The sequence below is a fragment of the Rhodanobacter sp. OK091 genome, assembly GCF_900142825.1.
Classification (GTDB): Bacteria; Pseudomonadota; Gammaproteobacteria; order Xanthomonadales; family Rhodanobacteraceae; genus Rhodanobacter.
Genome location: NZ_FRCH01000001.1, coordinates 1,330,151 through 1,356,500, shown reverse-complemented (window position 1 = coordinate 1,356,500; position 26,350 = coordinate 1,330,151). Strand labels below are relative to the sequence as shown.

At 64.8% G+C, this 26,350-nt stretch carries 23 protein-coding genes; 12 read left to right on the top strand and 11 right to left on the bottom strand.

The window, feature by feature from the left end:
- Nucleotides 1-42: 42 nt before the first annotated feature.
- The 4 genes from BUA26_RS06280 (at nt 43) to BUA26_RS06265 (ending at nt 5,780) form a co-directional block, all read left to right on the top strand.
- Complete coding sequence (locus tag BUA26_RS06280) at nt 43-1,374, top strand: APC family permease (RefSeq protein WP_072758816.1); 1,332 nt, start codon at nt 43-45, stop codon at nt 1,372-1,374.
- A 132-nt stretch (nt 1,375-1,506) separates the two neighbouring features.
- Nucleotides 1,507-3,645 (top strand): alpha-amylase family protein, encoded by a 2,139-nt coding sequence (locus BUA26_RS06275; protein ID WP_072758814.1) that lies wholly within the window; start codon nt 1,507-1,509, stop codon nt 3,643-3,645.
- 323 nt (nt 3,646-3,968) lie between these two features.
- Nucleotides 3,969-5,051: an alpha/beta hydrolase family protein gene (locus BUA26_RS06270; RefSeq protein ID WP_178368544.1), complete on the top strand. Its 1,083-nt coding sequence runs from the start codon at nt 3,969-3,971 to the stop codon at nt 5,049-5,051.
- Between the two features lie 297 nt (nt 5,052-5,348).
- Complete coding sequence (locus tag BUA26_RS06265; RefSeq protein WP_072758811.1) at nt 5,349-5,780, top strand: hypothetical protein; 432 nt, start codon at nt 5,349-5,351, stop codon at nt 5,778-5,780.
- A gap of 70 nt (nt 5,781-5,850) precedes the next feature.
- Here the strand turns inward: BUA26_RS06265 and BUA26_RS06260 are convergent, their stop codons facing one another.
- The 3 genes from BUA26_RS06260 to BUA26_RS06250 are packed head-to-tail and all read right to left on the bottom strand — an operon-like array spanning nt 5,851 to nt 7,653.
- Nucleotides 5,851-6,258, bottom strand: a complete 408-nt coding sequence (locus tag BUA26_RS06260; protein WP_072758809.1) for a hypothetical protein — start codon at nt 6,256-6,258, stop codon at nt 5,851-5,853.
- On the bottom strand, nt 6,255-6,725 hold the full coding sequence (locus BUA26_RS06255; protein WP_072758807.1) for an Mpo1 family 2-hydroxy fatty acid dioxygenase: 471 nt from the start codon (nt 6,723-6,725) through the stop codon (nt 6,255-6,257). The genes BUA26_RS06260 and BUA26_RS06255 overlap by 4 nt, the downstream gene beginning before the upstream one ends.
- A 31-nt stretch (nt 6,726-6,756) precedes the next feature.
- On the bottom strand, nt 6,757-7,653 hold the full coding sequence (locus BUA26_RS06250) for a phosphoribosylaminoimidazolesuccinocarboxamide synthase (protein WP_072758805.1): 897 nt from the start codon (nt 7,651-7,653) through the stop codon (nt 6,757-6,759).
- A 130-nt stretch (nt 7,654-7,783) separates the two neighbouring features.
- On the opposite strand from BUA26_RS06250, the gene BUA26_RS06245 reads away from it, so the two are divergent.
- The 3 genes from BUA26_RS06245 (at nt 7,784) to rpe (ending at nt 9,743) form a co-directional block, all read left to right on the top strand.
- Nucleotides 7,784-8,104: a c-type cytochrome gene (locus BUA26_RS06245; RefSeq protein WP_072758803.1), complete on the top strand. Its 321-nt coding sequence runs from the start codon at nt 7,784-7,786 to the stop codon at nt 8,102-8,104.
- Nucleotides 8,101-8,913: a co-chaperone DjlA gene (djlA, locus tag BUA26_RS06240; RefSeq protein ID WP_072758800.1), complete on the top strand. Its 813-nt coding sequence runs from the start codon at nt 8,101-8,103 to the stop codon at nt 8,911-8,913. The genes BUA26_RS06245 and djlA overlap by 4 nt, the downstream gene beginning before the upstream one ends.
- Before the next feature lie 161 nt (nt 8,914-9,074).
- A complete protein-coding gene (gene rpe, locus BUA26_RS06235; protein ID WP_072758798.1) occupies nt 9,075-9,743 on the top strand; it encodes a ribulose-phosphate 3-epimerase in 669 nt (222 codons plus the stop codon).
- 507 nt (nt 9,744-10,250) lie between these two features.
- On the opposite strand, the gene BUA26_RS20690 is transcribed toward rpe, so the two are convergent.
- Nucleotides 10,251-10,379, bottom strand: a complete 129-nt coding sequence (locus tag BUA26_RS20690) for a hypothetical protein (RefSeq protein ID WP_255368183.1) — start codon at nt 10,377-10,379, stop codon at nt 10,251-10,253.
- Nucleotides 10,380-10,687: 308 nt separating this feature from the next.
- Here BUA26_RS20690 and pdsR point away from each other — a divergent pair, with 308 nt between their 5' ends.
- Genes pdsR through BUA26_RS06210 form a run of 5 tightly spaced genes read left to right on the top strand, consistent with a single transcriptional unit; the run spans nt 10,688 to nt 16,210 of the window.
- The gene (pdsR, locus tag BUA26_RS06230) at nt 10,688-11,377 is read left to right on the top strand and encodes a proteobacterial dedicated sortase system response regulator (RefSeq protein ID WP_072758796.1); all 690 of its coding nucleotides are present in this window, start codon (nt 10,688-10,690) and stop codon (nt 11,375-11,377) included.
- Nucleotides 11,378-11,391: 14 nt separating this feature from the next.
- Nucleotides 11,392-11,970, top strand: a complete 579-nt coding sequence (locus BUA26_RS06225) for a hypothetical protein (protein WP_072760119.1) — start codon at nt 11,392-11,394, stop codon at nt 11,968-11,970.
- 12 nt (nt 11,971-11,982) lie between these two features.
- The gene (locus BUA26_RS06220; RefSeq protein WP_072758794.1) at nt 11,983-14,013 is read left to right on the top strand and encodes an ATP-binding protein; all 2,031 of its coding nucleotides are present in this window, start codon (nt 11,983-11,985) and stop codon (nt 14,011-14,013) included.
- Between the two features lie 56 nt (nt 14,014-14,069).
- Nucleotides 14,070-15,545 carry an anthranilate synthase component I gene (trpE, locus tag BUA26_RS06215; protein WP_072758792.1) on the top strand — a complete coding sequence of 492 codons (1,476 nt, stop codon included), beginning with the start codon at nt 14,070-14,072 and terminating at the stop codon, nt 15,543-15,545.
- Nucleotides 15,542-16,210, top strand: a complete 669-nt coding sequence (locus BUA26_RS06210; RefSeq protein ID WP_255368182.1) for a hypothetical protein — start codon at nt 15,542-15,544, stop codon at nt 16,208-16,210. Before trpE ends, BUA26_RS06210 begins: the two co-directional genes overlap by 4 nt.
- Here the strand turns inward: BUA26_RS06210 and BUA26_RS06205 are convergent.
- The 7 genes from BUA26_RS06205 to BUA26_RS06175 all read right to left on the bottom strand — a co-directional run bounded on the left by BUA26_RS06205 (nt 16,207) and on the right by BUA26_RS06175 (nt 26,307).
- Nucleotides 16,207-17,001 (bottom strand): N-acetylmuramoyl-L-alanine amidase, encoded by a 795-nt coding sequence (locus BUA26_RS06205; protein WP_072758788.1) that lies wholly within the window; start codon nt 16,999-17,001, stop codon nt 16,207-16,209. The two genes, BUA26_RS06210 and BUA26_RS06205, sit on opposite strands and share 4 nt — an antisense overlap.
- A 46-nt stretch (nt 17,002-17,047) precedes the next feature.
- Complete coding sequence (locus BUA26_RS06200; RefSeq protein WP_255368238.1) at nt 17,048-18,067, bottom strand: serine hydrolase domain-containing protein; 1,020 nt, start codon at nt 18,065-18,067, stop codon at nt 17,048-17,050.
- 70 nt (nt 18,068-18,137) lie between these two features.
- Nucleotides 18,138-18,842, bottom strand: coding sequence for a M15 family metallopeptidase (locus tag BUA26_RS06195; RefSeq protein ID WP_083572887.1), 705 nt, complete (start codon nt 18,840-18,842; stop codon nt 18,138-18,140).
- 110 nt (nt 18,843-18,952) lie between these two features.
- Nucleotides 18,953-20,515, bottom strand: a complete 1,563-nt coding sequence (locus tag BUA26_RS06190; RefSeq protein ID WP_255368181.1) for a serine hydrolase — start codon at nt 20,513-20,515, stop codon at nt 18,953-18,955.
- A gap of 121 nt (nt 20,516-20,636) precedes the next feature.
- Nucleotides 20,637-21,881, bottom strand: a complete 1,245-nt coding sequence (locus BUA26_RS06185) for a dipeptidase (protein ID WP_072758784.1) — start codon at nt 21,879-21,881, stop codon at nt 20,637-20,639.
- On the bottom strand, nt 21,878-23,158 hold the full coding sequence (lysA, locus tag BUA26_RS06180) for a diaminopimelate decarboxylase (RefSeq protein ID WP_072760116.1): 1,281 nt from the start codon (nt 23,156-23,158) through the stop codon (nt 21,878-21,880). Before lysA ends, BUA26_RS06185 begins: the two co-directional genes overlap by 4 nt.
- Before the next feature lie 110 nt (nt 23,159-23,268).
- Complete coding sequence (locus BUA26_RS06175) at nt 23,269-26,307, bottom strand: TonB-dependent receptor (protein ID WP_072758783.1); 3,039 nt, start codon at nt 26,305-26,307, stop codon at nt 23,269-23,271.
- Between the last annotated feature and the right edge of the window lie 43 nt (nt 26,308-26,350).

Genomic DNA, 26,350 nt, shown 5'->3' with positions numbered 1-26,350 from the left:
GGGACTGGCCGAACCGGTACGGACAATGGCAAGGTAGCCGGCATGCTGACCGAACCCGCCAATGCTTATGCCCGTCGCCTGAACACCTGGGACGCCGCGATGATCGTCATCGGCGGCGTGATCGGGGCGGGCATCTTCATCACGCCGGCCACGGTGGCGCAGAACACCTCGTCCGGTACGCAGGTGCTGATCCTGTGGGCGATCGGCGGCCTGCTGACCCTGGCTGGCGTGCTGTGTTACGCCGAACTTGGCGCACGGCGACCACAGGCGGGCGGCATCTACGTGTACCTGCGCGAGGCGTTCGGTCTGCTGCCGGCATTCCTGTTCGGCTGGACCATGGCGCTGATCAACTATCCCGGCAGCGTGGCCGCGGTGGTGACGAAATTCGCCGTCTATTTCTGCAGGGCGCTGGGCCTGAGCCGGCTCTATGAAATGCCGGTCGCGGTCGGCGCGATCGTGTTCATCGTCAGCATCAACCTGTTCGGCATCCGCGCCGGCGCCTGGATGCAGAACATCTTCACCGTGCTGAAGGTGATGGCGATCGCGTTGCTGGTGGTTGCCGGCATGGTGCTGGCGCATGGTCAGCTCGGGCTGGTGCTGGTGCCGGATACCGCGCAGCCGGTGTCGTCGTGGGCCTTTGCGGGCGCCTTGCTGCCGGTGCTGTTCGCGTATGGCGGTTTTCATTACCTCAACGATCTCGCCGGCGAAGTACGCAACCCGCAACGTACCCTGCCACGTGCGCTGGGCATGGGCATGATGGGCGTAGTGGTCTGCTATCTGCTGGTCAACTTCGCCTATCTGGCCGGGCTCGGCCATGCCGGTCTCGCGGCCAGCCCGGCGCCGGCGGCGGACCTGATGCAGAAGCTGTTCGGCGCGCACGGCGCCACCGTGATCGAGATCGGCATTGCCTGCTCCACCTTCGGCTATTGCAGCATCGCGATCGCCGGCGGTGCACGCGTGCTGCAGACGATGGGTGCGGACGGCGTGTTCTTTCGCGCCACCGCACGCGTCGATCCACGGACGCGCGCACCGCAGATCGCGCTGGTGGTGCTCGGTTTGTGGGCGATCGTGTTGACCGTGTCGGGCAGCTTCAACCAGCTGCTCAACTACACTACCGTGGGCGAGTGGCTGGGCCACGTATTCGGCATCGGCACGCTGTTCTGGTACCGCAAGCACTTCATCGACCAGCCGGCGCCGTACCGCGTGCCGTTCTATCCGCTGCTGCCGCTGATCTTCGTGATCACCGTGTTCGGCGTGATCGTGGCCAGCGCGATCCACGCGCCGGGCGATGCCGGCATGAGCCTGCTGATCATCGCGTTGGGCGTGCCGGTGTATTACGGCTGGCAGTGGTGGTCGCGTAGCCGCGTGGCATAGGCCTTCAGGGTTGTGGGAGCGGCTTCAGCCGCGATGCTCTTGATTGCCAGCATGAAACATGAAAAGAGCATCGCGGCTGAAGCCGCTCCCACACAACCCACGGGTCGATGGATATTTTCGTGGAGATCGACCATGAAACATGCTGCAGTGATCTGGGCGTTGTGTCTGTTGGGGCTGGGTGCTTGCCACGCGGCTGCCGCACCTGGTGTGTTCGATCTGGCCGACCCCGCAGCCGGCACCCGTCTCACGCTTGATCATGTGCAGCGGACCGGCGCGGTCGAGCGCGCCAGCGACAGCGTGGCGCAGCAGCGTTACGCGTTCCAGCCGGCGCCTCATCCGCAGATCGTCATCATGCCGGCCCACGGCGCATGGGACTGGTCAACGCAGGGCGAGTTGCGCCTGCGCGTTCAGAACGCCATGGCGTGGGCGGTGACGCTGGTCGTGGAAGTCGATGACGCGGGCGGCCAGCAACTGCACGCCACCGTAGGTGTACCGGCCGGGCCGGCGCAGACGCTGGTGGTTCCACTGCACGCAACCTCGCCGCGCGGCGAGGGCATGCAGGCGGGACCGCCGATGCCGTTCGACGATCGCGGTCAGCCGACCCTTCTGGCAACCACCGTGCAAGGCACGCTGGATCTGCACAAGGTCAGCGCGATCCGGCTCGGAGTGCCCGCGCCGCAGGCGGCGCAGACGCTGCTGTTCGGTCGCCTCGATGTCGCGCCGGGAGCGGCCGCGCTGCACGATGCGTATGCCGGCATCGTGGACCGCTACGGGCAGTTCACACGCAGTCAATGGCCGGAGAAAGTCGATTCCGATGCCGCATTGCGTGCGGCCCATGCAGCGGAAAAAGCGATCCTGGCCAGGGCGATGCCGACCGGGCTGGATGCTTACGGCGGACGTCTGGACGTCCATGGCCTGAACCGTACCGGCTGGTTCCATGTGCAGAAAACCGATGGCCGCTGGCGACTGGTGACGCCCGACGGCCACGCGTTCTTCTCGCTGGGCGTCAACGCAATGGTCGCCGACGGCGGCCGCAGCTATGTCGAAGGCCGCGAGTCCATGTTCCGCGATCTGCCGCCGGCCCGTGGCGAATGGGCGGTGTTCTACGGCAGCGGCGACAATCGCAACAAGGACCAGCGCGCCAGCGCGGGCATCGATTACAACCATGGCCGATGGTTCGACTTCTACGCGGCGAACCTGTATCGCGTCGATGGCGGGAACTGGCAGGACGCGTGGCGCGCACGCACGCTGGACCGGCTGCAGGCATGGGGCTTCAACACCATCGGCAACTGGAGCGACGACGCGCTGGGCCGCGCGCACCGGCTGCCGTATACGCGCTCGATCAATATCGCCGGCGACTACGCCAACGTCGCCAGCGGCTACGACTACTGGGGCCGCATGCCCGATCCGTTCGATCCGCGCTTCGTGCAGGCGACGGAGGCAGCGGTGACCAAGGCGAGCGCCGATGTGCGCGACGATCCGTACCTGCTCGGTTATTTCGCCGACAACGAGCTGGCCTGGGCCGGCAACGGACCGCAAGGCCGCTGGGGGCTGGCCGTGGGTACGCTCGCCGGCGATACGAAGAGTCCCGCCAAGCAGGCGTTCATCGCGATGCTGCGCAAGAAATACGTGGCGCCGGAAACGCTGTCCGCCGCGTGGGGCATCGCGCTGGGCTCATGGGATGCAGTGAACGTCGCCGGTTTCGCCGCGCCCGCGCCGAACGAGGCACACCCAGCCATCGCCGCCGATTACGGCGCGTGGCTGCGACGCTACGCCGATGCCTATTTCCGCACCGTGGCCGAAGCGATCCACCGCCACGACCCGCACCACCTGTTCCTCGGCGGCCGCTTCGCGGTGAACACGCCCGAAGCGGTGGCCGCCTGCGCGCAATACTGCGACGTGGTCAGCTTCAACGTCTACGCCGATCTGCCGCAGCACGGCTTCGACGCCGCTGCCATGCATCAGCTGGACAAGCCCGTACTGATCGGTGAATTCCACTTCGGCTCCGACGATCGCGGCCCGTTCGGCAAGGGCGTGGTGTCGGTGTGGAACGAGCAGCAACGCGGCGAAGCCTATGCGCGTTTCATCGCTACCGCGGCCAGCAATCCGGATATCGTCGGTGCGCACTGGTTCCAGTACACCGATCAACCGGTGACTGGACGCCTGCTCGATGGGGAGAACAGCCACATCGGGCTGGTGGGCATCACCGATATTCCGTTTGGCGGATTTGTCGAAGCGGTGCGGGTAGCGAACAACGCGGTGAGTCACTGACCGCGTTTGTTGTTGCGATCGCGTTTGCGATGCTTGCCCACGGCAATCATCTTGAACCGATTCAGCGATAGGCACTCGCCTAGTGCTGGCCGGTGCAGCGCGAGATCACTGTCCACGGCGTCCGAGAAACTTGTCCGCGGACACTCGCCTCGCCTGCAACACCGCTCACGCCGTCACACGGACACGAGCTTTGCGATGGAGTCGCGGCTGGCAAGACTCTTGCTGTGTCCGTCACCGCAATACTCCACGGCGGCAACGCCATCTTCCTACAGCACGGAATTCGGACGCGCTCGCGCAGTGCGAATGCGATGAGGAGCCGATACATGAAAGCAAACCGCGTAATGAATGGCGTCACAATCTGGACGTGGGGCCTGGCCGCATTCTTCGTCATGGGAGTGACGATGGCGGCACCGCCACGGTGGCAAGTTAAGGGCGAGCCCGTGGTGGTTGAACAGACCGTGCGTTTCGAGAATGCCGGTGCGAACCTTGAAGGTACGCTCTATGCCCCTGCGCATGGCGACCGTTTACCGGCGATCGTCGTGCTGCACAGCGCGGGAGCATCGACTCGCGACTACGCTTTATATCGGCACCTATCCCATGATTTGCCAGCGCTCGGCTTCGCGGTGCTCGTGTTCGATCGGCGCGGTAGCGGCGCTTCAACGGGCACACTCAACGGCACGGACTACGAACAACTGGCAGACGACGGTATTGCAGGCCTGCACGCGATTGCCAACAACTCTCGAATCGACCCGCACCGCATCGGCTTTTGGGGCTTGAGCCAAGGTGGCTGGCTGTCCATTCTCGCCGCGTCACGGACCCATGATGCGGCATTCGCCGTGTCCGTGTCCGCGCCGATGGTAACGGCGGCACGTCAGATGGAATTTGCTGTGGACAACTTGCTCGCACTTCGCGGTTACGGCGCGGCCGCCATTGACCAGGCGACAGATACACGTAATCGCTGGCAGGCCTATCTGCGGGGTACCAATTCCCGTGATGACGCAATCAAGGCGTTGGCTGCTGCAGAACACCAGCCGTGGTTTGACAACACATTCATGTCGACGGCTGAGGATCTCGATCCTGACCCGAGAACCTCAAGCTGGCGCAAGGAGATGGATCTCGACCCGATGCAGGCGGTGAAGGGTGCGCATGTGCCGCTTCTATTCATTTATGGCGGTGCGGATCCTTGGGTTCCGGTAGAGGAGTCTGCGCGGAGCTTGCAGTCACTGATGCAGAAACGCCACGACATCGAAGTTCATGTTATTGCCGGCATCAGTCACGCCATGGCCATCAATCCGCACGAAACCATGTCGTTCGACAAGGCCAGCCTGCTCAGCGAGCACCCGGAATCGCCGGCTTACTTCTTTATCCTCGGAAACTGGTTGAGCCGTCATACCCAAGCTCATTGAGGCAGTTATTTCCAATAGACGGTGGGCTCGGCCTTGCAGGTCTCGGGCTCAGGCGTTTTTCCGTCCATTTGCCAACGATCGATAACTGCCCGATGGCGCTCGATTGCTCTGAGCACTGCAGACCGAATGATGATGGCCGCGCTGCCGGAAGGATGCCGGCTCTTGTTACGCACCATGGTCAATTCACGGGGAGGCATTGAGCCTGCCACGGCGGAATCAGCTAGGCTGGCGCGACCGCCGGGGAGAGGGTGGCACGGGATGCCACCTCGCGGTATTCCTTCAACTCAAGGGGGCTTTATGGGTACTTCTTCGTTCGCTGCGCTGGCCGGCATGGGCATGCTTGCCCTGTTGGTCATGTTCGTGGGCGGCATCCTGGTTGCCGCGCTGGTGCTGTCGCTGGCGTTCCGGCTGGTGGTCGGCCACATGCCGTCCTACCTGCGTTCGCTGGGTGCGGTGCTGCTCACGGCCGTTGCCGTGGTGGTGGCCTCAGTGGTGCTGGGCCTGGTGATGCACAACGGTGCGAGCGGCCTGCTGTCGGGAGTCGTGCAGTTCCTGGTCGGTGCCGCGGTGATCAATTATCTGTTGCTGGCGCAGAACGGCAGCCAGATCGGCTACGGCAAGGCATGCCTGGTGGAACTGGTCTATATGGTGATCGGCTTCGTACTGGCGCTGATCATCGGCCTGATCGTGGCGATGGTGTTCGGTGCCGCGATGTTCGGCATGCACTGACGTTCGCGATCGCTCGGATGCGGAAAAGGGTGGATGAATTCCGCCCTTTTCTGTGTGCGGCAGTGCCGGATCACGCCAGGCTGGTGGCGATCCCGAAGCTGATCGCCATGATCACGGCCACCGCCATGCAGGCGCTGCCGGGACGGATGCGATGCGCATCGATACGCGGGGTGAAGCGCCATAGCAGGACGGTGCCGATCAGCATGTCCAGCACCAGCGCACCGCGCAGCAGGCCCGAGTTCAGCAGTGCCGCGTACGGCGGATGCAGATGGCCTTCGTACGCGGCCACGCCGACGACCAGCAGCAAGCCGATCATGGTCCACAGCAGGCAGGCGAGGTAGACGCGGTTGAACACCACCGCGCAGCGTTCGGTCCAGCGCAGCACCGACCAGCCGATCAAGGCGAACACCAGCGCAGCCATGCTGCTGTACAGCACCCACCAGAGCAGGCTGCTGATCACGGTGAGCAAGGTGGTCATGTGACTTGCTTGAATCCCAGTCCGCGCAGCAGCTTGGCCATCAGCCAGGCCGGGCCGATCAGCAGATACGACAGGTCGGTCAGGAAACTGGGGCGGCGTCCTTCGAACAGGTGGCCGATGAACTGACCTATCCACGCCACCACGAACACGCCGATCGCCAACCAGCACAGTGAGGCGGCGCCGAGCCTGTAGTACAGCAGATTGGTGATCAGCCCCAGTAGTGCGAACGCGATCAGCAGCGCGATCGCCAGCCGGTGCGAATGCTTCCAGTACCAGTAGAACGCCAGCACCATGACCGTCACGGCCACCGTGCCGGGACGGAACAACGTTGCGGGCACCGGGATCGTCCACAGCAGTGCGATCACCGACCACACGATCGGCGGCACGCAAAACCAGTGGAACAGCCGGTTGGTCGGGTTCTGGTGATCGTTGCTGTAACTGTCTAGCCAATCCTGCATGGTGCGCATGGGCTTTCCCCCGATGGATTCAGCGTTGGATTCAGCTGAGTTGAATACCGGCCAGGCGCTGCAATGCCTCGGCGTACTTGGCGGCGGTGCGTGCGATCACCTCGTCCGGAATGACCGGGCCGGGCGCGGTCTTGTTCCAGTCTTGCGTCTCGAGATAGTCGCGCACGAACTGTTTGTCGTAGCTGGGCGGGCTGATCCCCACGCGGTACTCCTCGGCGGGCCAGAAGCGCGAGGAATCCGGCGTCAGCATCTCGTCCATCACGTACAGCTTGCCGCTGGCGTCGGTACCGAACTCGAACTTGGTGTCGGCGATGATGATGCCCCGCTCGGCCGCGTAGGCGGCGGCCCATTGATAGATCGCCAAGGTGGCGTCGCGTACCTGGCCGGCCAGTTCGCTGCCTACCGCATCGACCACTACGTCATAGCTGACGTTCTCGTCGTGGTCCCCAACGGCCGCCTTGGTCGACGGGGTAAAGATCGGCGCGGGCAATTGTTGCGCCTGCTGCAGCCCGGCGGGCAATGCGATACCGCACAGAGAGCCGGTGGCGAGGTAATCCTTCCAGCCCGAACCGATCAGGTAGCCGCGGGCGATCGCCTCGACCGGCACCGGCTTCAGCCGGCGTGTCACCACCGCGCGCTTCGCGTACAGAGCCAGGTCGGTGCCGGGCGGCAGCACGTCTGCCAGCGGCACGTCGAGCAGATGATTCGGCAGCAGGTGCGCGGTCTTGCCGAACCAGAAATTGGAGATCTGGGTCAGCATCTCACCCTTGCCCGGGATCGGGTTCGGCAGCACCACATCGAATGCCGACAGCCGGTCCGTGGCGACCATCAGCAACCGGTCATCGTCCAGCGCGTAGACGTCGCGCACCTTGCCACGATGGATCAGTTGCAGGCCGGGCAGGTTCGATTGCAGCAAGGTGGTGGGCACGGCGAGGGGTTCCGCAGGCGGGGAAGCTGCCTATTCTAGCCGCTGCAGCCGACCCGCCGGAAAGTCGCACCCGGCAGGCCTTGGGCCGGGCACTGCTAGAATTGCCCGCCTTCATCCCCATGTGTTGCCGATGCGAATCCTACTGCTCGCGGCGCTGTGCCTGGTTGCCGCCCCCACCCTCTGCGCGCAGACCCCGGTGCAGCCGACCCGGTTGGGCCTGTGCGCGGCCTGTCACGGCAGCACGGGCCACGCCAGCATGCCCGGCGTGCCGAATCTGGCCGGCCAGCAGCTGGACTACCTGCGCGACGCGTTGAAGCAATATCGCGACGGCCGCCGCAATGTGCCGGTCATGCGTGCCGCGATCGGTCCGGTCAGCGACACCGAACTCGACATGCTGGCGCGCTGGTACAGCGCACAGTCGCCGCAGCCGCAGCCGCAGGCCCATCCATGAGTTTTACCTACACGCTGTGGTTCGCATTTTTCGGTCTGATCATCGGCCATCTGCCCGGTGCCATCACCGGCGCGGTGGTCGGTTTCATCTTCGACAACCTGCGCTACACCCAACGCAAGAACGCCACGCCCGAAGCCGGCGGCTTCGTCGGCCCGCTGTTCACCCTGCTGGGCGCGGTGGCGAAATCCGATGGTCGCGTGTCGGAGCAGGAGATTGCGATTGCCGAACGCCTGATGACCCGGATGAATCTGAGCGCCGAGCTGCGCAAGCAGGCGGTGACCAGCTTCAACGTCGGTAAGCAGCCCGAATTCGACGTCACCCAGACCATCGCCGCGTTGCGCAACTGGGTAGGCATGCGCCGCGACCATGCGTTCCCGGTGCTCGACGTGGTGATCGAAACCGTGCTGGCCGAGGGCAACCCGGCGCCGGAGAAGATGGCTATCCTGCGCCAGCTCGCGTTCGCGCTGCGGATCAGCGATATGGAGCTGATGGCGCTGATGGCGATGAAGGGCTACGCGTGGAACGCCAGTGCCGGCGGCCGACACGGTTACGGGCACGGCAGCGCTACCGGCGGCGGTTACGTGCCGCCGCAGCGCACGCCGCAAGGGCCGGATCCGTACGCCGTGCTCGGCATCGAGCGCAACGCCGACGATCGTGCGGTGAAGCGCGCCTACCGCAAGCTGATCTCGGAACATCACCCCGATCGCCTCGGCGACCTGCCCGAAGACATGCGCAAGCGCGCCGAGTCGCGCGCCAGCGAGATCAATGCGGCCTACGACAGGATCAAGGAACAGCGTGGGTTCAAGTAACGCACGGGAATCGGGAGCGGGGAATCGGGAATCGGAGAAGCCGCATCGTTCAAGGTGCGCGACGGGTCCGGAGTCCGACGGTCCCGATTCCTCGCTGTCTCTTTTGGTCTTCGACACTCCATAATCTTCCCGATTCCCGATTCCCGATTCCCGGCCTCCCCATGACCAAGCAAACCCCGATCATCGCCCCGTCCATCCTCGCCGCCGATTTCGCGCGGCTCGGCGAAGACACCGCCGCGGCGTTGGCCGCCGGTGCCGACTGGGTGCATTTCGACGTGATGGACAACCATTACGTGCCGAATCTCACGATCGGTCCGATGGTGCTGCAGTCGCTGCGCAAGTACGGCATCACCGCGCCGATCGATGTGCACTTGATGATCAAGCCGGTCGACCGCATCGTGCCCGACTTCGCCAAGGCCGGCGCCAGCCTGATCAGTTTTCATCCGGAAGCGAGCGAGCACATCGACCGCACGCTGGGGCTGATCAAGGAGTCGGGCTGCCAGGCCGGGCTGGTGTTCAATCCGGCCACGCCGCTGGATTACCTCGACTACGTGATGGACAAGCTCGACCTGATCCTGATCATGTCGGTCAACCCGGGTTTCGGTGGACAGAAATTCATTCCCGGTGCGCTGGAAAAACTGCGCCAGGCGCGCCAGCGCATCGAGGCCAGCGGCCGCGCGATCCGACTGGAAGTGGATGGCGGCGTCACCGCTGACAATATCGGTGCGATTGCCGCCGCCGGCGCGGACACCTTCGTCGCCGGCTCGGCGATCTTCCATGCCAGCGACTACCGCGCCGAGATCGCCGCCATGCGCAAGGCGATCGCTTAAGAGGTCTCGGAAAACTGGCCATTGCTCGTCATCCCAGCGAAAGCTGGGACCCAACGCCCCGGGCTTCAACGAATTTGAAGTCACTGGATCCCAGCTTTCGCTGGGACGACGATCCAGATCACGGGTTTTTCGAGGGCCCCTTGAACATTTCCGCCGCCATGCGCAAGGCGATCGGCAGAGCGCCCGCGATTTCACAAAACCTCCGCGCATAAAAATCCCGACGCAGTGATGGCTGCGTCGGGATAAACGTCGTCGGAGACGTGAGAGGAAACACCATTGATTGGTGGTGCCGGTACGACCGCTGGACAGGGAGGGGTAGCCGCCGTACCGGCATGTTCCACGGCAATGGAACGCTACCAATCAAACATTCTGACCGAGTCGATCCGGTTTGGTTCCCCGCAGAATTATGAACACGCGGGATCTGCGGTTCGAGGCGGTTCAGATTAAAAAAATCCCCTCGCAAGGAGGGGAAAGGAACCACCATGTTGGACGGAACCAGGGCGCGGATTACATCGGTTGCCAGTCGGGGTCGGTGTCGTCCCCCGCGGCTGGCGCGATTCCCTTCGCGCCAGCCGCGCCGATGCCTTCCACGGCGAATGGATTGAACGAAACGAGGTTGGGACAGAATCCGTGCATGGCGTTCACCTCAATGGATGCTGAACAACAGGCCGAGCAGCAGGGCGCCCAGCGCCAGCGTCACGCGCAGCGGCTCGAAGCTGCGCAACTCGGCGTTCGGGTCGTTTTCTCTGGATTCGATTTTCGACATTGTGCGGCTCCCATGCGTAGTGCATGGTGCACATCAAACATCCGGCCCGGGCGCTGGCGCCGACGCAATCGGGCGGGCTTGCCGCTGGCTTGTGGCGAAATGCGGGCACTCGCGTTGCGCGGCTTGCGTCGCGACGGTTCGCATAGCACGCTGCGCTCACTAAACCAGGGAGCGCGCCATGGGCCGCAGCATTGCCATCGTCGAAGACGAACCGTTGATCCGTGCCAACTACGTCGAGGCGCTGAACCGTTTCGGCTACGACGCGCGGGGATACGGCTCGCGGCGGGAAGCCTCCAACGCGTTCGCGATGCGGCTGCCGGAACTGGTGATTATCGACATCGGTCTCGGCGACGAGCCGGAGGGCGGCTTCGACCTGTGTCGCGAGTTGCGCGCTAAGTCGGCCACCTTGCCGCTGATCTTCCTTACCGCGCGCGATTCAGATTTCGATGTGATCTCCGGCCTGCGCCTGGGCGCCGACGACTACCTGAGCAAGGACACCAGCCTGCACCAGCTGGCCGCACGCATCGCGGCGCTGTTCCGCCGCATCGAGTCGCTGAAGGCACCAGCCAGCAGCGAGACGGTGATCGAGCACGGCCCGCTGAAAATGGAATCCGAGCGCATGCGGATCAGCTGGAACGGCGAGGAAGTGCCGCTCACCGTCACCGAATTCTGGATGGTGCACACGCTGATCCGTTTCCCCGGCCACGTGAAGAACCGCGACCAGCTGATGCGCGAGGCCGAGCTGGTCGTGGATGACGCCACCATCACCTCGCACATCAAGCGCATCCGCAAGAAGTTCATCGCGGTGGCGCCGGAGTTCGATGCGATCGAGACAGTGCACGGCGTGGGCTATCGGTGGAAGCCGTGATGCGGAATGCAGTGATGCGACGCGTGCTGTGGGTGCCGGCATTCTGCCTGTTCGCCGCGCAGGCACATGCAGCTACGCCAGCCGACGGCGTATTGGCCCACGGCGCGCGTGATGGAACCGCACCCGCATGGGCGGTCACTGTCGCAACACCGGGTGGTTGGACGCGCGACTGCTGCACGTATGCTCGCGCGATCGGCGTCGACGCCGTGCTCTATCAAGGCGAGTGGAGCGGCAAGCCGCAGCGGGTGATGGTGCTCAATGTGACCCCACGCAAGCTGCCCACGTTGACCGCTGAAGTGCAGGCCGATCGCAAGCGTTATCTGCAGCACGATCCAGCCGGCAAAGTTTCCGTCATTGCCGTGCGGCACCAGACCATGCCGTGCGAGGCGAGTGTCTACCAGGGCAGCGATCACGTCGACGACGTGGTGGTGTTCTGCGATCCGGGCCAGGCCAGCGGTATCCGGCTGAGCTGGTCGATGGCGTTCGATGATGCCGACCCATCACGGCGCACGCTGCTCGACGACTTCATGCGGGTGGTGGTGGCTACACGCTTGGCGCCGGACACGGGAACATCTCCGCCGCATGGCAGCTGATCGTCCTTCCCGATGAACCTGCGCCGAAAACTCCTGCTGGTCGCCCTGTGCACGCTGGCGCTGCCTATCGCGGGCTGGTTGTACGTGCGCCAGATGGAGTCGCTGCTGCGCGACGGTCAGGCACAGGCGTTGCTGGCGTCGGCCGGCGCGGTGGCGCGCAGCCTGGTGGTGACCGGTGCGGTGCAGCCGGAATCGGGCAAGGCCTGGTATGTACAGCAGGCGCCAGGCCCGATCACCGTGGATGGCTATGGCGACGACTGGGCGCCGCTGACGCCGTGGAGCCAATCGCTGGGTCGACATGGCCAGCTGCTGCTGGCCGCGGACGATGACGGGCTGTACCTGTATGCCGTTGTGCGCAATACGCGGCGCGTCCGTGCCGATGCCAACGATGCCAACGCGCTGGCCGCGGACCATCTGGTTCTGACCCTCGGCAATGCCAATGGACAGCGGCGCTATCTGCTGGCCAGCGCGGCGCCCGGGCCGCTCACGGCGCAGCCGCTCGATCCCGCGGTCGACGGTTTGCCGGATCTGCTGGCCGCGCAATGGCAGGAAGACGGCAGCGGCTATCAGGTCGAGCTGCGTTTGCCGTCCGCCCTGCGCCTGCGCGTACTCGGTGTCGGCGTGTACGACGCGGCGGCAGGTGGCGACCGGATGGCATCCGATACGCGGGCACTGCTCAGTTATTCGGACAAGCTTTCCGGCGAGTTGGCGCAACTCGTGCCCGACCGCGTGCAGGCGCGTGTGCTGACCTCGCAGGGCTGGCTGCTGGCCCGCACCGGCCGCCTGAACACGGCGCCAGGGGCCGATGGCCAGCCGGGCTGGTTCGCCTCGCTGATCTATCGCTCGCTGCTGGCGAATCAACTGGAAGATGCGAGCCCGTGGTCGCAGGATGTGCCGCGGCTGGATACCGCGGAAGTCCGTGCGGCGGGCACCGGCAAACCGGTTGGCGTGTGGCGCAGCGGCGAAGAGCGCGGCAGTGTGGTGCTGGCTGCCGCCGTGCCGATCGAGCATGCGGGCAAGGTCGACGGTGTGCTGTTGCTGGAGCAGGCCAGCCGCAGCGTGCCGCTGCTGGCCAACAAAGCCTTGCTTGGCCTGTTGCTGACCAGTTTCGGAGTGCTGCTGGTCGCTGGCGGCATCCTGCTGGCGTTTGCGACCCGGCTCAGCCTGCGCCTGGGCCGCCTGCGCAACGCGGCCGAGCGCGCACAACTCAACGACGGACGTCTGGATGGCCTGTTCGAGCAAGGCCGTTTCCCGATGACCGATGCGCCGGACGAGATCGGCGATCTCGCCCGCAGCTTCGAGCGGCTGTTCGAGGTAGTCGGTGGCTATACCGATTACCTGCGTACGCTGGCCTCGAAACTTTCGCACGAACTCAACACGCCGCTGGCGATCGTCAAGTCGTCGCTGGACAACCTCGAACACACTTTGCAGGAGCGGGCCGCGCTACCCGCCGAGGCGCAGCCGTATCTGGCACGCGCCCGCGATGGCGTGGCGCGGCTGGGCGCGCTGGTGCGGGCGATGAGCGAGTCGAGTCGGATGGAGCGCTCGATCACTACGGCGGAACCCGAAGACGTTGACTTGCGCGACGTGGTTCGCGGCTGCGCCGATGCCTATCGGGCATTGATCGGCACGCGCCGGCTCGACTGCGTGCTGCCCGATGCGCCGCTGCGCCTGCATTGCGCACCCGAGCTGATCGCGCAGGCACTGGACAAGCTGCTCGACAACGCGCTGTCGTTCACGCCCGAACATGGCTGGCTGCGCCTGAGCCTGCATTCCGCGACGGACGGCGCCGAGATCGAGCTGGCCAACCAGGGTCCGCTGCTGCCTGAGGCGATGCAGGGCCGCCTGTTCGATTCGCTGGTCAGCCTGCGCGAAAAAACCACACCCGGCGATGCACCACACCTGGGCCTGGGCCTTTATGTGGTGCGGCTGGTCGCCGAACGCCACGGCGGCGTGGCCAGTGCGCGCAATCTGGACGATGGCAGCGGCGTGGCGTTCTCGCTGCGCCTGCACGGGATGCCGCGCCAGCGCCTGAGTGGCTGAGGCCACGCTTCGCCTACAATGACCGCTTCCTCGTTTGGCCATCCGGATCTTCCCACGTGATCTCCCGAGACGAATTCGACGCGCTGGCTGCCCACGGGCATACCCGCATCCCGCTGGTACGCGAGGTGTTTTCCGACCTCGACACGCCGCTGTCGGTGTACCTGAAGCTGGCTGACGGCCCGTACACCTTTTTGCTGGAATCGGTCGAAGGCGGTGCCACCTGGGGACGCTATTCGATCATCGGCCTGCCGGCGAAACGGGTGTACCGCCTGCGTGGACACCAGCTGGAAGTGGAGGACTCGGGCGAAATCACCGAGCGGCGGCATCTGGACGATCCGCTCGCGGAAATCGAAAAGCTGCGCCTGGAGTACGACGTACCGCGGTTGCCGCAACTGCCCGCGTTCAGCGGCGGCCTAGTCGGCTACTTCGGCTTCGAGACGATCGGCTACATCGAGCCGCGGCTGGCGCAGTGGGATCGCGCCGACGAACTGGGTACGCCCGATGTGCTGCTGATGCTGGCCGAGGAGGTCGCCGTCTTCGACAACCTCAAGGGGCGCCTTTATCTGATCGTACATGCCGACCCGGCGCAGCCGCAGGCGTACGCCGAGGCACAGCGCAGGCTCGATGCGCTGGTCTATCGGTTGCGGCAGGGCGGCGCGTCGTATCCGCAGCTCACCCAGTCGGTCGCGCTGGACGAAAGCGATTTCAAGTCCTCGTTCACGAAAGAGGAGTTCGAGGCGATGGTCGAGCGCGCGAAGGAATATATCCGCGCCGGCGACATCTTCCAGGTGGTGCCGTCGCAGCGGCTCAGCGTCGGCTTCAACGCGAGGCCGGTCGATGTATACCGCGCACTGCGGGCATTGAATCCGTCGCCGTACATGTACTTCGTCGATCTCGGCGATACCCAGATCGTTGGCTCCTCGCCGGAAATCCTGGCGCGGCTGAAGGACGGCAAGGTGGTGGTGCGCCCGCTCGCCGGCACGCGCAGGCGCGGCGCCACGGAAGCGGAAGACCAGGCGCTGGAAGCCGAGTTGCTGGCCGATCCGAAGGAGCGCGCCGAGCACGTGATGCTGATAGACCTTGGCCGCAACGACATCGGCCGCATCAGCGAAACCGGCACGGTCGAAGTCAGCGAGTCGTTCATGGTCGAGCGCTACTCGCACGTGATGCACATCGTCTCGCAGGTGCAGGGCACCGCGAAGCCGGGCCTCAGCTATATGGACGTGCTCAAGGCCACCTTCCCCGCGGGCACGCTCAGCGGCGCACCGAAAATCCGCGCACTGGAAATCATCCAGGAGCTGGAGCCGTACAAGCGCAATATCTACGCTGGCGCGATCGGCTGGATCGGCTGGTGGGGTGACGCCGACACCGCCATCGCGATCCGCACCGCGGTGATCCAGAACGGCCGCCTGCACGTGCAGGCCGGTGCCGGCATCGTCTACGACTCCGATCCCGCGACCGAATGGGAAGAGACGATGAACAAGGGCCGTGCCTTGTTCCGTGCGGTGGCGCAAGCGGCGAAGGGGCTGTGAGACATTCCCGCCAGGTACGACTCCTCGCGGCGTTGTCGCTGATCGGCTGCAGCGCCGCCGTCGCGCGCGACGCGGCAGCGCCGATCTGGCCGGACACGCCGCTTGCCCGCACCCAGGCATTGGCCTTGCTGCAAACCCTCAACGCCGATCTGCTCAGCCATGACAGCGCGACGCTGACGCTGGAACGCTGGTGCGGCGCGCATCATATGGCGGCGCCTGTACGCGTCGTGGCGCAGCGTGTGCGCGGCGACGACAAGCCGCTGCCGCCCGAATGGCGCGCGCAGCTGGCGATCGATGCGAACGAGCCGGTGAAGTATCGGCGAGTCCAGCTGAAGTGCGGCGATCATGTGCTGTCCGAGGCGGACAACTGGTATCTGCCGAACCGATTGACGGCGGAGATGAATCGCCAGCTCGACAGCAGCGACGTCCCGTTCGGCAAGGTGGTGCAGCCGCTGCATTTTCGCCGCAAGACCTTGAGCGCCGATCTGCTCTGGTCGCCGTTGCCGGCGGGCTGGGAGTTGCAGCGCGCGCAGGTGCGGCCGGCCTCGGGTACGTTGGCGATACCGCATTTTCTGTTGCAGCATCGCGCGCTGCTGCTTGCCGGCGATGGGCGGCCGTTCAGTGCGCTGGTCGAGACGTATACCGACCAGGTGCTGGCGTTCTAGTCGACCGCTCGCGTATGGCTGCCGGACTCGATCTGTTGCGTGAGGCTGTACAGGATGCGCAAGTCCTCGACATCGAGCGCGTCGCCCTGCATGCCGCGGAAGTGATGACGGAATGCGCGCACGGCGGCGGTGCGGTCTTCCAGCGGATAGCCGACCAGGCCCAGCGCCATCCAGGGATCGAAGCCGGCCGGCGGATCGACCAGCGGCGTCAGCGGCCACAGGCCGAAGCCGGCATCGGCCAGTTGCTGCCATGGGAACAGCGGACCCGGATCGTCCTTGCGGGTAGGTGCGAAGTCCTCATGGCCGACGATCTGCGTGCGCGGAATATGCAGTCGCCCAGTGAGGTCACCAAGCAGGCGCAGCAGGCTCGCGATCTGCGGCTGCGCAAACGGCGTGGCGCCATCGTTGTCCAGCTCGATGCCGATCGAGGCGGAGTTGACGTCGGTGATCGTGCCCCAATGCCCCGAGCCGGCGTGCCAAGCGCGCAGTTGGTCGGATACCAGCTGGTAGATCTGCCCGTCGCTGCCGATCAGGTAATGCGAGCTCACTGGACCGCCGCTGTTCTTCGTGCGCAAGGTATCCAGGCTTGCCTGTGCGGAGTTCTGGTTGGTGAAATGCAGCACGATCAGCACCGGCCGGCGGACGTCGTGGTTGGGCGAAGGCACCCATGTCGCCAGCGGATTGCGCGGCGGAGCGTGGGCGCAGGCGGCGAGCAAGAGAATCAGCGCCAGCAACGCGCTACGCCAAGCAACGCGGGGGTTCGTGGGCAGCAGATCAAACGGATGACGCATCAGCGACGACTCCCAACCAGGGCTTTTCAGTAGTACAGCCGAGCCCTCAGTGCAGGAACGGTTCGGCGATGGACAGCGCGGTGCGGTAGGGCTCCGGATCGTTGCGGTTGCTGAGCAGGATCACGGTGAGGTGCTGCCGCGGCCAGCGCACGATCACGTTGCGGAAGCCGATGCTTTCGCCCGAATGCCATAGCGTATCGCCGGTGATGCGCCAGCCGGAACCGTAGCTGGCCTCGTACGGTTCGCCGGTGACTTTCGCATGCGGGCTGAAGGCGACCTTGCGCGAGGCGTCGCTGAGCAGGCGGTCGTCGTATAGCGCGGCGTCCCACTTGGCCATGTCGTCGATCGAGGAATAGATGCCGCCGTCGCCCCGGGTAGCACTGGTTACGTCCTGGTCGGTGCGCTTCCACGCGCCGTTCTCCTCGCTGTATCCATAGGCGCGATGGCTGACCTCGGGGCTGCCGCGCACATACAGCAACGTGTGATCCATGTGCAGCGGCCGGAAGATGCGCTGTTGCAGAAAGGCCGGCAGGCTTTCGCCCGAAGCCTGCTCCACCACCAGGCCCAGCAGCACATAGCCGGAGTTGCTGTAGCGATACGCCGAGCCCGGTGTGAAGTAGCTTTTCGGCGTGGCCGACAGCATGCGCAGCACGTCGTTGTCGTTGAGTTGTTCGGTGGTGCCGGCAGGTATCAAGTCCTCGTAGTCGATCAGGCCGCCGGTGTGGCTCAGCAACTCGCGCAAGGTCACCTTGTCGGTGTTCGCCGGCAGCGACGGCAGCCAGTGACGTATCGAATCGTCCAGCTTCAGCCTGCCATCCTGGGCCAGCAGCAGGATCGCCGCGGCGGTGAACTGCTTGGTCACCGAAGCCAGTCGGTAATTGGTGGCCGGCGAAGCCTTCTCGTGCTGTTCGAGATTCGCCAGGCCGTAGCCGCGGCGGACCAGCGGCTTGCCATCCTTGAGTATCAGCAGCGAGGCGCCGGGAACGTCGCCGTCGTATTTCTGCATCAGGCGATCGACCGCGGCCGTGCGGTTCGTGCAGCCGGCGGTGCCGGCGAGGAAGATCATCGAAGCGAGCAAAGCGGTCAGCCTGTGCATGGCAGAACCTCCGGGTAGGTATGCGCAGGTACGGTCTGCTTCATTGCACCGGCACGTCGTAGATCGTGTGCGGCGTGGGTTCCTGCGCGAAGGTGTAGTGCCACCATTCGAGCGGATAGTTCTGGAAACCGCCGCGCTCCATCGCACGGCGCAGCAGCGACCGATTCTCCCGTTGCTGTGGCGTGAGGCCGGGTGTGTCGGTATTCGCGCGCACGCCGAAGTAGTCGAAGTCGGTGCCCATTTGCAGCGGTTCGCAGTGCTTATCGTCGGCCGCGCAACGTTCCAGCGTGAGGTCGACCGTGCCGCCGCGGCTGTGGCCGGAGACGGGTGCGATGTAGTCGCCGAGCAGCTTCGACTTGTCCAGCGCCGGATAGTGCTGCGCCTTCGTGCGCTGATCGCCGAGGTCGTGCGCCCAGCGCACGAAATCGGCTACGGCGCGAGCGGGGCGGTAGCAATCCCAGATCTTCAGGCGCAGGTGCTGCGCACGCAGATCGTGCTCGACGCGGGCCAGTGCCTCGGCGACCGGACGCAGCAGGAAGCACTTCGGCGCGCGATAGCCATCGACCGGTGCGCCCACGAAATTGTCGCGGCCGGCGTACTTGATGTCCTCGGCGATGTCCGGAACCAGTGTGCGGATATCTACCAGGCCGGCCGCCGCGGCGGTCTTTGCCGGCGACAGCGCGGGCGGCTGCTCCGCCGCATGGGTGCGGCCGGTTCCGCCGATGGCGACGAGCAGCGCAAACATGGCCAGCAGGCGGCTCTGTAGGAGCGCACCCTGTGCGCGAAGCTTTTCCGGGCCATCGACATCAGGGCATCGCGCACGGGGTGCGCTCCTGCGGGTGTTCTTTGAGGAGTTCATTGGTGGCAGTCCCCGATGCGCTGGAGATCGAGATCTTCGTAATCGGAGCTGAAGTCACCTTTCGGATCGAGCTTGGCCATGCGCAGCGTGATCGGTTGACCGTCCCGGGCGGCATGGAAATCCAGCCACGCATCCAGCTCGCCCGAGTCGTCCCAGTGCGCCAGGTAGCGCGCGCCCAGGCGCATCACCGTGCCGGCCAGTTTCGGCGACTTGATAGCGGCAAAACGCACTGTCCCCTCGCGCGGGCACAGCGAGATATCGCCGAACCACGGATCGCGATAGATGCCCGTCCATGTCGCCAGTTCGGCGGGATCCGCCGGTCGCTGCGCCGCGGTATCGGGCATGGCGGATGTTGCCGCATGCTGCCTGGCCATGCTGTCCAGCGCATCGGCATACCAGTTCACGTCGCGCCGTTCGCCGGGAGCGGTGAAGTGCTTGGTCAGCACTTCGCCGAGCACCGCGCGCGCCTCGTCAGCGTCGCCGTTGATCATGAACACGAAACCGCTGCGGCGATCCGGCAGCAGCGCCAGCATCGAGTACATGCCGGTCAGCGTGCCGGTATGCCACACGTTCCACTCGCCATCGACATCGGTCATGCGCCAGCCGTAGCCGTAGGCCATCACGTGTGAGTGGTCCCACGTGCGACGCAGCGCTGGCACCGGGATCAGCATGTGCGGCGCCTGCAGGATCTGCCGCTGCGCCGGCGACAGCCAGGCCAGCTGCGCCGGCGTGGGCACCAGCCAGTTGCGCGCCCAGCTGAGCATGTCGGTGAGGTCGCAGCGGATGCCGCCGGCGGGCGCAGAGGTGATCGCCGGGATCACCTCCGCGTCTTCGCGGATCGCCACGTTGCCGTTGCCATCCCGGCGATGCGGCTGCGCCACGTTGCCGACGGCGTCGCGGTTCCATTCGCCGACCTGGCAGCGCGAAAGCCCCAACGGTTCGAACACCTCGCGATGCATCAGCGTCTCGTAGGACGCACCGCCTGCGGCAGCGGCCACTTCGCCGGCCACTACGTAGAGGAGGTTGTCGTACTGGTATTGCGAGCGGAAGCCGTAGCCCGGCTTGATATAGGCCAGTCCGTGGATGATGTCGGCACGGGTGAACGCATTCGGCTCCGGCCACAGCATCAGGTCGCCGCCACCCTGGGGCAGCCCGCTGGAATGGGTGAGCAGATCGGCGACGCGCATGTTCGCGGTCACCCACGGATCGTGCATGCGGAACTGCGGCAGGTATTTCGTCACCGGGTCGTCCCAGTGCAGCTTGCCCTGGTCGACCAGGCGGCCGAGCAGGGCGGTGGTCATCGCCTTGCTGTTGGAGGCGATCTTGAAAAGCGTCTGCGGCGTGATCTTCTGCCCCGAGCCCGCCACCGTTTCGCCGGCGGTACGCACGTACACGACCTGGCCGTTCTCGATCACGCCGACGGCGATGCCGGGCAGGTGATAGCGCGCGATGGTGTCGTCGACGATCTTGTCGAAGGTCTTGGTTTCGGGATTTGCAACGGGAGACTTGCTGGCATGGGCTGTGGTGGCGGTCAGGATCAGCGCGGCGATGAGAAGCAAGGAGCGCCCTCTCACCCTCCACAAGGGATTCCCTCCGGTCACAACCCGCTGCCTCGGCTGTGCCGGGGGAGAGAGGGTAGGGGTGAGGGGGCGCTTCGATATGAGACACATGGCACGCGACTCAATGATGTTCGGCATCGCGCTCCACCTCGCGCCACATGCGCAGCAGGTTGCCGCCCCACAGCTTGGCGATGTCGGCGTCGCTGAAGCCGCGCTTGCGCAAGGCGGCGGTGACGTTGCGCGTCTGGCTGGCGTTGGCCCAGCCGGTGATGCCGCCGCCGCCGTCGAAATCCGAGGCGATGCCGACGTGGTCGATGCCGGCGACCTTCACCATGTGCTGGATCTGGTTCATGTAGTCGTCCAGCGTGGGCAGCGGAAATTTCTTCTGGATCTCCGCCATGCCCTTGTCCATTGCAGGCAGGTAGTCGTGTTTATCGCTGTCGTATTCCTTGTCGCCTGCCTGCTTCGCCACGGCGGCCTGCAACTTCTTTTCGGCCGCTTCGCGACCCGGATCTTTTTTCAGGAATTCCTTGTACGCCACCGCCTGCACCACGCCACCCTTGGCGGCGATCGCGCGCAGCAGGTCGTCGGGCAGGTTGCGCGGATGATCGAGCACGGCGCGGGCACCGGAATGCGAGGCATAGATCGGTGCCGAGGACACGTTGAGCGCGTCGCGCACGCAGGCATCCGAAGCGTGCGAGATGTCGACCAGCATGCCGAGCTGATTGGCCCGCTTCACTACGGCGCGGCCGAAATCGCTCATGCCGGTGTCGCCGGTGCTGTTCATCGCCGGCTCGCCGTGTTTCGTGTCAGGCAGCGAACTGCTGCACAGGTCGTTGTTGCCTACATGCACCAGCCCGACCGAGCGCGCACCACGATCGAAAGCCGCATCAAGGCGATGGATGTCATGGCCGAGCGAGTAGCTGTTCTCGATCTCGATGGTGGCCGACAGCAGGCCGGCCTGGTGGTTGGCCAGCAATTGCTCAGGCGTGGTGGCCAGGCGGATGCGGTCGGGATATTGCATCAGCATGCGGCCGATGCCGTCGTACTTCTGCCCGGCCTGGTCCACTGCCTTGGCGTAGCCTGCCGCGGTCAACGGCCCCTGCGGCACCCAGATCACGAAAAACGCGGCATCGAGCCCGCCGCGCTCCATCTTGCCCAGGTCGACCAGCAGCGGCGTGGGCTTGCCCACGTCGAATCGCGGCTCGCGCATGTACGAGAACGGGATGTCGACATGGGTGTCGATGGTGATCGGTGGATCCCGCTCGGCCTGACCTTGTTCGGCCTGACGTTGTACAGCATGCGCGGGAAGCGCAGTACACAAGGTCAAGGCAGCGCAGGTGGCGAGGCGTACGATCGGATTCATGTCGTTTCCCAGTGACGGGCCGGTTGTTCGCCGGCAATCATTTCCTCGAAGTGCTGACGGCGGCGCACCACGGCGTAGCGGCCCTGGTTCAGCAGCACCTCGGGCGCCAGCGGCCGCGAGTTGTAGGTGGAAGCCATCGACGCACCGTACGCGCCGGTGGCCTTGATCAGCAAGAGGTCGCCGGCCATGCATTCGGGCATCGCACGGTTGCGCGCGAACGTGTCGCCGGTCTCGCACACCGGGCCGACGATGTCGTAAGTGGTCAGCGGCCGCGGTTCGTCCGATACGGGCACGATGTCGTGCCAGGCGTCGTACAGGCTGGGCCGCTGCAGGTCGTTCATCGCTGCGTCCAGCACCAGGAACTGGCGTTCGATGCCCGGCTTGACGCGGATCACGCGAGTCAACAGCACGCCGGCCTCGGCGACCAGGTAGCGGCCGGGCTCCAGCAGCAGGCGCCCGTGATAGCCGGCCAGCGCCTCGCGGATCACGGCGACATAATCGGCGGCGGCGACGGGATGGTCCTCGCCGGCCCGATAACACACGCCGAGGCCGCCGCCGACATCGATGCTGTTGACCGGATGGCCGGCCTGCTCGAGCTCGTGCCGGAACGCGGCCACCCGCTGCAGCGCCAGGCGGAACGGTTCCAGCGTGAGGATCTGCGAGCCGATGTGCACGTGCAGGCCATCGAGCTGCACGTGCGACAACAGACTGCGTTCGGCGAACCATTGGCGCGCCTCGTCGATGCTCACGCCGAACTTGTTTTCCGATTTGCCGGTGGAGATCTTGGCGTGGGTATGCGCGTCGACATCGGGGTTGATGCGGACCGCGGCGCGGGCCGTCACCCCTTGTGTCCTGGCAAGCTGCTGCAACGTAAGCAGTTCATCGTGCGATTCGACATTGAAGCGATGGATGCCGACGGTCAGTGCACCGGCGATTTCGTCCGCGCTCTTGCCGACGCCGGAAAACACGATGCGTTCGGGTGGCATGCCCGCGTGCAGGCTGCGGCGCAGTTCCCCGACCGAGACGATGTCGGCGCCGACGCCGGCGTTCGCCATCAACTGCAGAATGGCAAGGTTCGGGTTGGCCTTGACCGCGTAGCAAATGGTGGCGTCGAGACCGCTCATCGCGGCTTGCAGGCCGCCGATGCGCTGGCGGATCGCGGTCGTCGAATAAGCATGAAACGGTGTGGGGATTCGTTGTGCCAGCAACTGCAGGTCGACGCCATCGAAAAACAGGTGATCGGCTTGCTCTGAAGTGGCGTCGTTCGTCTTTATCATCGGCTGCACAGTCATCTTCCCGCGTCATGTCCACTGCCCGGCGGGATGCATCTATCCGGGTGAAAAAGGGGCGGCCCGCCATCCAGCGGGTCGCCGACGGGGGAAGTAGGTCAGAAATCCATGCTTACCGTGAGCTGGGTGAAGCGCGGCGCCTGGAAACTGATGCCATCGCCGAAAGTATCGCTGGTGCCATTGCCGATGGTGGTCTGCAGATCCTGGTCGACGTTGAGCTTGCGCTGGGAATTGAGCAAGTTATATACCGCCAGCTTGGCCTTGAAGCGGCCCTTGTCGCCGATCGGCAACAGGTAGCTGATGCTCGCACCCAGGTTGTAGGTCCACGGCGTGCGGCCGTACTTGCCGCGCGGTGAGCTCACATAGACGCGCTGCGCGGAGAAGTCCGACGTGCAGTTCTGCACGCAGGTGTAGTAGCTGTGGTAGTTGGTGGCGTCGAACGGGTTGCCCACGCCGAAGCCGGTAATCGGCGTGCCGGAAAGCGCCTGCACATCGGCACCGATCTGCCAGTGCGGAGTAATGGCGTAGGTGCCGCGCAGCTTGAATTGGTGGCGGCGGTCGTTCGGCAGGTAACCATCGCCGCCGAAGTTCACGAACGGATCATCGAAGTTCTCGGTGCGGCCGGTGTCGTCGAAGTTGGTGTCCGAATTCACCGGGCCTTCCGCATTGCCGCGGCTCCACGACAGGGTGTAGGACGCGTTGAGCGCCCACTTCTCGTCCCACGCGCGGTCGATCTGGAACTCCACTGCCGAATAGGTGCGCTTCGGTTTCACCCAGCCGCGCTGGCCGATGTAGGTCATGATCGGGTCGCCATTGGCGTCGACGCCGTCCTGGCGATACATCGCCCAGCCTTCCTTCGACGTATCGACCGTGAGATAGCCGTCCGGTTTGCCGTCGCAATTGGTATCGCCCCACACTTGCACCTTCGACCCGGGATTGGCCATCACCCAACCGACATAGCCGTTTGGGCCGCACTGGGCGGTGGCGCTGATCTCCATGTCGTCGATCGCGTTATGCAGCCGGCGGTAGGTACCGCTGACGCCCCACGACCACTTGTCGTCGATCATCTGCTGGAAGCCGAGGATCGCTTCGTCCTGATAGACCTGGTCCATCTTGTGATCGACCTCGGAACGCAGGTCGCCGACCGTGCCATTGCCCTGCGAGGTGTCCACGCCGCCCAGTTGCGGACCGAGGATGGGTACTGCGTATTGCGAGCCGTTGCGGTCCTTGATCTGCCAACCGCCGAACGCGTAGTAAGTACGCTCATCAAGCAGGCCGCCCGCCTGCTTGATGTTGATCACGTTGGCCACCGGCAGGAAGTAGCGGCCAAGGTTGCCGAACAGCTTGGTCTTGCCGTCGCCGGTCACGTCCCACGAAAAGCCCAGGCGCGGCGCGATCATGTTGTTCATCTTGATGTAGCTCTTGCCATCGCCGGCCTTGTTGTCGAAGCCATCGTCGCGCAGGCCCGCGTTCAGCAGCAGATTGGGAGTGACCTGCCAGTTGTCCTCGATGTAGTAGGCCGAGTTGGTGGTCTCGAAGTTGCCGGCAATCTGGTAACGGCGCGCGCGCACATAGCCGGTATAGCCCGGCGGAATCACCCCGCCGCCATTCGGATTGGAGATCGAGGAGCCGGGTGCCGCCTTGTAGACGTTGTAGTAGATCGCGCCGGGGCCGGTGTAGTAGCGGTTGTAGTCGGAAGTGTTCTGCTCGTGATCGAAGCCGAAGCGCAGCAGGTGCTCGCCCAGTGTCCACTCGAAGTCGGCGCGGCCTTGCTTGCGGATGTCGTTGCGCTTGCTGACCGAAGAGTTGGTGGTGCAGCCGAGGGCGACATTGCCTGGCGGCAGCGCAATCTTGCCGTCGGTGGCGACTCGATTGCATTCCAGATCGCTGAGGCCCCGGTTGAACGACTCGCGATCGTTGCGGCCATACATCAACTTCATCGACAGGTCGCTAGTGAGGTAGCTGGTCCAGGTGAGGTTCCAGTTTTTGCCGCCCGTATCGGTATAGATCTCGTTGGTCTTCTTGCCGATCGTGTTGGTGTCGTAGTCGTAGTCGTAGACGTCGCCGACGTTCTTGTCCTTGTCCGAGAACGCCATGAACTCGAGCAGGTTGCTGTCGTTGATATGCCAGTCGAGCTTGGTGCCCCAGAAACCGGTGTTGGCGTTGTTGGCGGTGAATACGGCGCCGGCATCGTCAGTATTGTGCGGCGTGGCGCCACGCGCCTCGTACATCGCGAAGAAGAACAGCTTGTCCTTGATGATCGGACCGGACGCATAGGCGTTGAGCTTAACCAGCGAGTCCTGGTCACGACTCTGGGTGAGATAGCGTGTGCCGTCGGCGCGATAGTGATCGTCGGCGCGCGAATGCCAGTTGCCTGGCTCCAGCGTGATCTCGGTGCCGAACTTGAACTCATTGGTGCCCGAGCGGGTGACCGCGTTGATCACGCCGCCGGTGGTGCGGCCGAACTCGACCGAGTAGCCGCCTGTCTTCACCTGGAACTCCTGGTAAAACGCGAACGGTGCCGAGGAGAAGCCGTTACGGTTGTAGAAGTCGGTGACGTTGAGGCCGTTGACGTAAAACGAGTTCTCCGCCACCGACGAACCGCCGAACGAGATGCCGCCAAAGCCGGCCACACCCTTGTTGACGCCCGGCGCCAGTACCGCCACCGAGGTGATGTTCTGGTCGACCGGCAACCGGGCCAGTTGTTCGCGGGTGACGTTGGTGGCCGATTCGGTCGAGGTGACATCGACGCCGGGCAGGATCGTGCCGCTGACATTGATCGCCTCGAGCGTTGTGCCGGAAGTGGGTGTGGAGCCGACGTTGACGGTGGTGGCATTGCCCAGACTGACCGTGACATGGACCGGTTCGCCGACCGGCGCGCCGCCGCTGTTGGCCTGCAGGGTATAAGTGCCCACCGGCAGGAACGGGAAGCGGTAGTTGCCTTTTGCGTCGGCGGTGACGGTGCGGGTGAATCCGGTATCGGCGTTGGACACCGTGACCACCGCGCTGGCGGCGGTATGGCCTACCACCGAGCCATCGTTGTTGCCTGCAAATGCCGCCGGCACCGCCAGCGACGAAAGGCCGAGGCACAGCGCCATGCAAAGTACGGTCCTGCGCAATGTCCGAGTACTGCTCATCTCGCGATCTCCCCCATCGACGCCGTCGATGCCATGTTTATGA